General features: G+C 51.8%; 5 protein-coding genes. 1 reads left to right on the top strand and 4 read right to left on the bottom strand.

Features of this window, described 5'->3' with window-relative positions; translation table 11 throughout:
• From WAO31_RS02755 to WAO31_RS02765, 3 genes are all read right to left on the bottom strand, one after another.
• Positions 1–1,289 (bottom strand): dihydrolipoamide acetyltransferase family protein (locus WAO31_RS02755; RefSeq protein ID WP_509589970.1); only part of this gene is annotated, 1,289 nt, incomplete at its 3' end.
• A gap of 15 nt (positions 1,290–1,304) precedes the next feature.
• Complete coding sequence (locus WAO31_RS02760) at positions 1,305–2,270, bottom strand: alpha-ketoacid dehydrogenase subunit beta (protein WP_509589977.1); 966 nt, start codon at positions 2,268–2,270, stop codon at positions 1,305–1,307.
• A 14-nt stretch (positions 2,271–2,284) separates the two neighbouring features.
• Entirely contained in the window at positions 2,285–3,376 is a 1,092-nt protein-coding gene (locus tag WAO31_RS02765; RefSeq protein ID WP_509589979.1) for a thiamine pyrophosphate-dependent dehydrogenase E1 component subunit alpha, read from the bottom strand.
• A 73-nt stretch (positions 3,377–3,449) separates the two neighbouring features.
• Here WAO31_RS02765 and WAO31_RS02770 point away from each other — a divergent pair, with 73 nt between their 5' ends.
• A complete protein-coding gene (locus tag WAO31_RS02770) occupies positions 3,450–3,875 on the top strand; it encodes a phage holin family protein (RefSeq protein ID WP_509589972.1) in 426 nt (141 codons plus the stop codon).
• Here WAO31_RS02770 and WAO31_RS02775 read toward each other — a convergent pair.
• Positions 3,859–4,772, bottom strand: a 914-nt coding sequence (locus WAO31_RS02775) for a lipase family protein (protein WP_509589975.1), incomplete at its 5' end; no start/stop codon positions are given. The two genes, WAO31_RS02770 and WAO31_RS02775, sit on opposite strands and share 17 nt — an antisense overlap.

The raw sequence follows: 4,772 nt of genomic DNA on the forward strand, positions 1-4,772 counted from the left end.
CGGTGGTCGAAGGTGGCACCGATTGTTGTGACCTGGCGAATAACGATCTCGTTGTTCACAACCCACGGCTTTGGCCTGATTGAACCAAGGGCAACGATGGCAACCTGGCCGGGGTTCAGAATCGGTGTTCCGGTGTCAACACCAAAGACTCCGATGTTGGTGATGGTTATGGTTCCATCCTTCATCTGCTCAGGCGTTGTTTTGCCTTCTCTGGCAGTTGCGGCAAGTTCTTCGATTGCCTGAGCCAGCTCGAACATGCTCATCCGGTCAGCGTCTTTGATGTTTGGAACAATCAATCCCCGAGGTGTCGCAGCGGCAACACCGAAGTTAACGTAGTTGTGAACAATGATTTCTTTGTCGGTCCAGGTTGAGTTAACGGTTGGGTTTCTTCTTACCGCCCAGATCATCGCTTTGGCCATCAAAAGAAGTGGTGTTACCTTGACCCCTGCAAAATCAGTTGAGGCCTTCAAGCGCTTGACGTATTCCATTGTTCTGGTTGCATCAACGTCAACAAAGATTGAAACGTGGGGAGCGGTGAAAGCCGACTGCACCATTGCTGTAGCAATTGCTTTCCTTACTCCCTTAACTGGAATTCTCTCCTCGCGCTCGGTCTTTTGAGCAGGTGTTGTTAGGTTTCTAAACACCGAAGCCTGGGAGGCCGCGTTCACAACATCCTCGCGTGTAATTTCCCCGGCAAGTCCGGTTGCCTGGACCTTCGAAAGATCAACGTTTAGATCTTTAGCAAGTTTTCTAATCGGCGGCTTAGCGATGACGTCGACTACTGAATCTGCTGCTGCCGAAGACGGAACAACGGGGGAGACAACTGGCATTGAAGAAGTTGCGGATGGAACCACCGCGGGTGAATTAATGCCAGCGGCTTTTCTTCTTCTGGTTCCGCCGTGCGCGGATGAACCGTAGCCAACAAGATTTGGTTTGTTCTCATCTGAAGCAACCGAAGCTGCAGCATCGGCCACTGCCTGATGGGTGCTGGAAGATTCAGGAATTATCGCAATTGAACTGGTGGTTGGACCGGCAGCCAGAATGTTTCCCTCTGCCTGAACCGAGATGATTGGCTTACCGACCTCAACGGTGTCACCCTCTTGGGCAAGTAGTTCTTCAACCACACCGGAAAAAGGGCAGGGAAGTTCAACAATTGATTTGGCTGTTTCAATCTCACAAATCACCTGGTTAACAGAAACGCTATCGCCGGGAGAGACCTTCCAAGAAACAATCTCAGCCTCGGTTAGACCTTCGCCAACATCGGGCAAGTTGAATTGTGCGAGTGACATTTACCTTGCCCTTTCTTAGTAGCTAAGTGAACGGTCTACGGCTTCGAGTATCCGATCCGCATTGGGTAAGAACAGTTCTTCAAGTTTGGCAGGAGGATACGGAACATCAAAACTTCCAACCCGTAAAACCGGTGCTTCCAGGTGATAAAACGCCAGTTCCGCCACCTTGGCTGCAACTTCCGCCGCCACCGAGAAGGAGGTTGAGGCTTCCGAGGCAATCACTACCCTTCCGGTTTTTTTCACCGAGTTGATGATGGTTGAAAAATCAATTGGCGACATCGATCGAAGGTCGATGACCTCAATGCTTATTCCTTCACTTGCCGCAACATCAGCTGCCTGAAGTGCTGTTGGAATCATCGGTCCGTAGCTAACTAGTGTGACTTGAGTTCCCTCGCGAAGTACCCTGGCGTTGTGCATTCCCATTGGTGGAGTGTCTAGGTTAACCATTCCTTTTTGCCAGTAGCGCCTTTTTGGTTCAAAGAAGATGACCGGATCGTTTGATTCGATTGCCTGCTGGATCATCCAGTAAGCATCGTTTGAGTTCGATGGGCTAATGACCCGAAGTCCCGGGGTGTGGGCGAAGTATGCTTCCGGGGATTCGGAGTGATGCTCAACTGCTCCAATGCCACCGCCGTAGGGGATGCGAATTACCACCGGCATCGAAAGGTGTCCTTCGGAGCGATTGGTTAGTTTCGCAAGCTGCGAAACAATTTGGTCAAAGGCCGGATAAACAAAACCGTCGAATTGCATCTCGGCGACGCTTCGATAGCCGCGCATCGCAAGGCCGATTGCGGTTCCAACAATTCCGGACTCGGCAATCGGTGAATTAAAAACTCTCTTGCTTCCAAACTCATTAAGCAATCCCTCGGTGACGCGGTATACGCCTCCGAGTTCGGCAACGTCTTCCCCGAAAACCAAAACCTTGTCGTTTTTCGACATCGCTCTTTGGATGCCGGCGTTTATCGCCTTGGCGATTGGCATCTCTACAGAATTACTCAAGAAGGCTCACCTTCTTCGAAAGAAGCCTCGTAGCCCTCGAGCCAGGCTTGTTGCTCGGCTACCAGCGGGTGGGGGTCTGAGTAAACGTGCTTGAAGATGTTCTCAAGTGGGGGATTAGGCATCGCAAAGGTCTCGGCCCTGATCTGCTCGGCTAGCTCGTCGCCGGCTTTGGCGACCTCATCGAAGAAATCGTCGCCTACCCCTTGACGACGAAGGAACTTCTCAAACCTGGTTAGTGGATCTCTGGCCTTCCAGTACTCGAGCTCTTCGGCTGGGCGGTATTTAGTTGGGTCATCGCTTGTGGTGTGTGCGCCAACTCGATAGGTCAGCGCTTCAATCAAAGAAGGTCCGAGGCCATTTCTGGCATCGTCCATGTGCTTTGCGGTCACCGCGTAGCAAGCTAAGACATCGTTGCCATCAACCTGAATTCCGGGAACGCCGAAGCCTTCGCCTCGAAGATATAGGGGTACCACCGTCTGAGTAGAAACCGGGGAGCTAATTGCCCACTGGTTGTTCTGGCAGAAGAAGACAAGCGGTGCCTTTGTGGTCGCCGCAAACAGCAGTGCTTCGCTGACATCACCCTCGGCGGTGGCGCCATCGCCGAAGTAAGTGATGACCGCCTGATCAACATCTGGGTTTCCGGTTCCAACTTGACCGTCGAAAGCCACGCCCATTGCGTAACCGGTTGCGTGAAGCACCTGGGTTCCAAGCACAATGGCATATAGGTGGAACCTGGTTTCCTCCGGATCCCAACCCCCATGATTCACACCGCGCATGATTTTGATGATCGACATCAAATCGATGCCGTGGGTGATCGCTACACCGTGCTCGCGGTAGCTGGGGAACATGTGATCGTTGGGACCAACTCCGTAGCCGGAGCCAATCTGGGCTCCTTCTTGGCCGATGGCCGGAACCCACAGGCCCATCTGACCCTGGCGCTGGAGTGCGGTGCACTCGTTGTCGAATCTGCGGATTCGCGCCATGTCACGATAAAACTTTAGAAAATCGTCGAGGTTTAGTCGCTCGATGTATTTGCCATACTCGGCGTATTCGGCCGGCACTTCAAAAATGCCCTCCGGGGAGAGCATTTGAACTTGCGGCACACGGCCCGCCTGAGAGGTCACCCCCCTAATTTAGCCTGAATGCTGGTTCAATAGAGAGGTGATTAGATTCGCTATCTCCACCATCATCAACGCCGGCGCCCTCTGGGTCGCGACTTTACTGATTCCAGCCATTACCTTGACCCCATACGGGGGAGATGGTGTTTGGCAAACCATTGGATCATTCCTTCTAATTGGCACCATTTTTGGACTGGTGCACGCAATCATTGCTCCGGTTGTTAAAGTTCTTGCTTTCCCGCTTTACGTCCTAACCTTTGGACTAATTTCTTTTGTGATAAACGGAGCTCTGCTTCTTTTCGTCGCCTGGCTCTCGTCTCAGATCGGTGAAGACTTACTAACCATCGATGGCTTCACATCGGAAGGTCTAACAATCGCATCAATGGGCTGGGCAATACTTGCCTCCATCATCATTTCGATATCCTCTTTCTTCGCAAGGGGAATATTCAAAGTCACCGGGATTCTCTAGAAATCTGAAACTCTAAAGACTTCGTTGGCCGAGCGCCATCCAGTTTTCGCATCAGCTGAGTTTTGATATTCTTGATCCCGGCATCAGCAGAAGTGTCAATTTCCAGAGTGGTGTTTTTATAGCTTTTCAAAGAATGCGAAAACAGCACCGCGTTTGATTCGGCTTTCGAGCTAACCCGCTGAACACTCACCCAGTTTTTCTTCAAAGGATTGGCCTTGCCCGAAAGATTTGGCACCGGGTCATTGGAATGCTCAACAGCCATTACCGGAGCCTTCAGGTTTCTTAGCTGAGCCAGCGGCGCACCGAAAGTAATAAGGCCGGCAGCAATAAACCCTGAAGGGTTCGCTGCGATATTGCCCGCTACCATCCCACCCTGCGAGTGACCGACGAGGATAACCTCGTCGCTGGAATTGATGCCTGCTTGCCTGATGGCAAGCAGCACCGCCTTCTCACTCGCCGCACTACCCGCCCCGCCCATCGCCTGAATGTTGGATGCCATATCCAGTGGGTTGTCGCCATCGCCAAAACCAAAGCTCTGGGTTCCGGGGATATAGACAACGGCAGTTTTATTACCCGCGGGATTATCAAATAAATCAATGCCGATGGTTGGCATTTCTTTACTGGAAAGTCTCCAGAGCCGATCGAGCATCTTGGTTATCGAGTCGGGCTTGGAGGCCCTAGTTTCTAGAACTAGCTTTGCCTCGACGTTTTTGTCTAGTTTCCAACCGGTTGCAACGGCCAGGTTGTTAAACAGCACGGCGAGCTCTGGGATAAAGGTCACCTCGAAGCGTCGGTGGATCTGGGCTTCTGTTGTGAAGTAATTCTCCGAGGCAATCAGGCAATGGTTGTGTAGTCTTTCGAGCTTTTGGTGAATTCCGATTGATGCCAATCGAAACT

Origin of the sequence: Rhodoluna sp. (genome assembly GCF_049276775.1) — a bacterium.
Taxonomy (GTDB): domain Bacteria; phylum Actinomycetota; class Actinomycetes; order Actinomycetales; family Microbacteriaceae; genus Rhodoluna.

Excerpts from the sequence above, each read along its gene's own strand:
- WAO31_RS02765 (WP_509589979.1), bottom strand. The coding sequence starts at position 3,376 with ATGCTCTCCCCGGAGGGCATTTTTGAAGTGCCGGCCGAATACGCCGAG.
- WAO31_RS02760 (WP_509589977.1), bottom strand. The coding sequence starts at position 2,270 with ATGCCAATCGCCAAGGCGATAAACGCCGGCATCCAAAGAGCGATGTCG.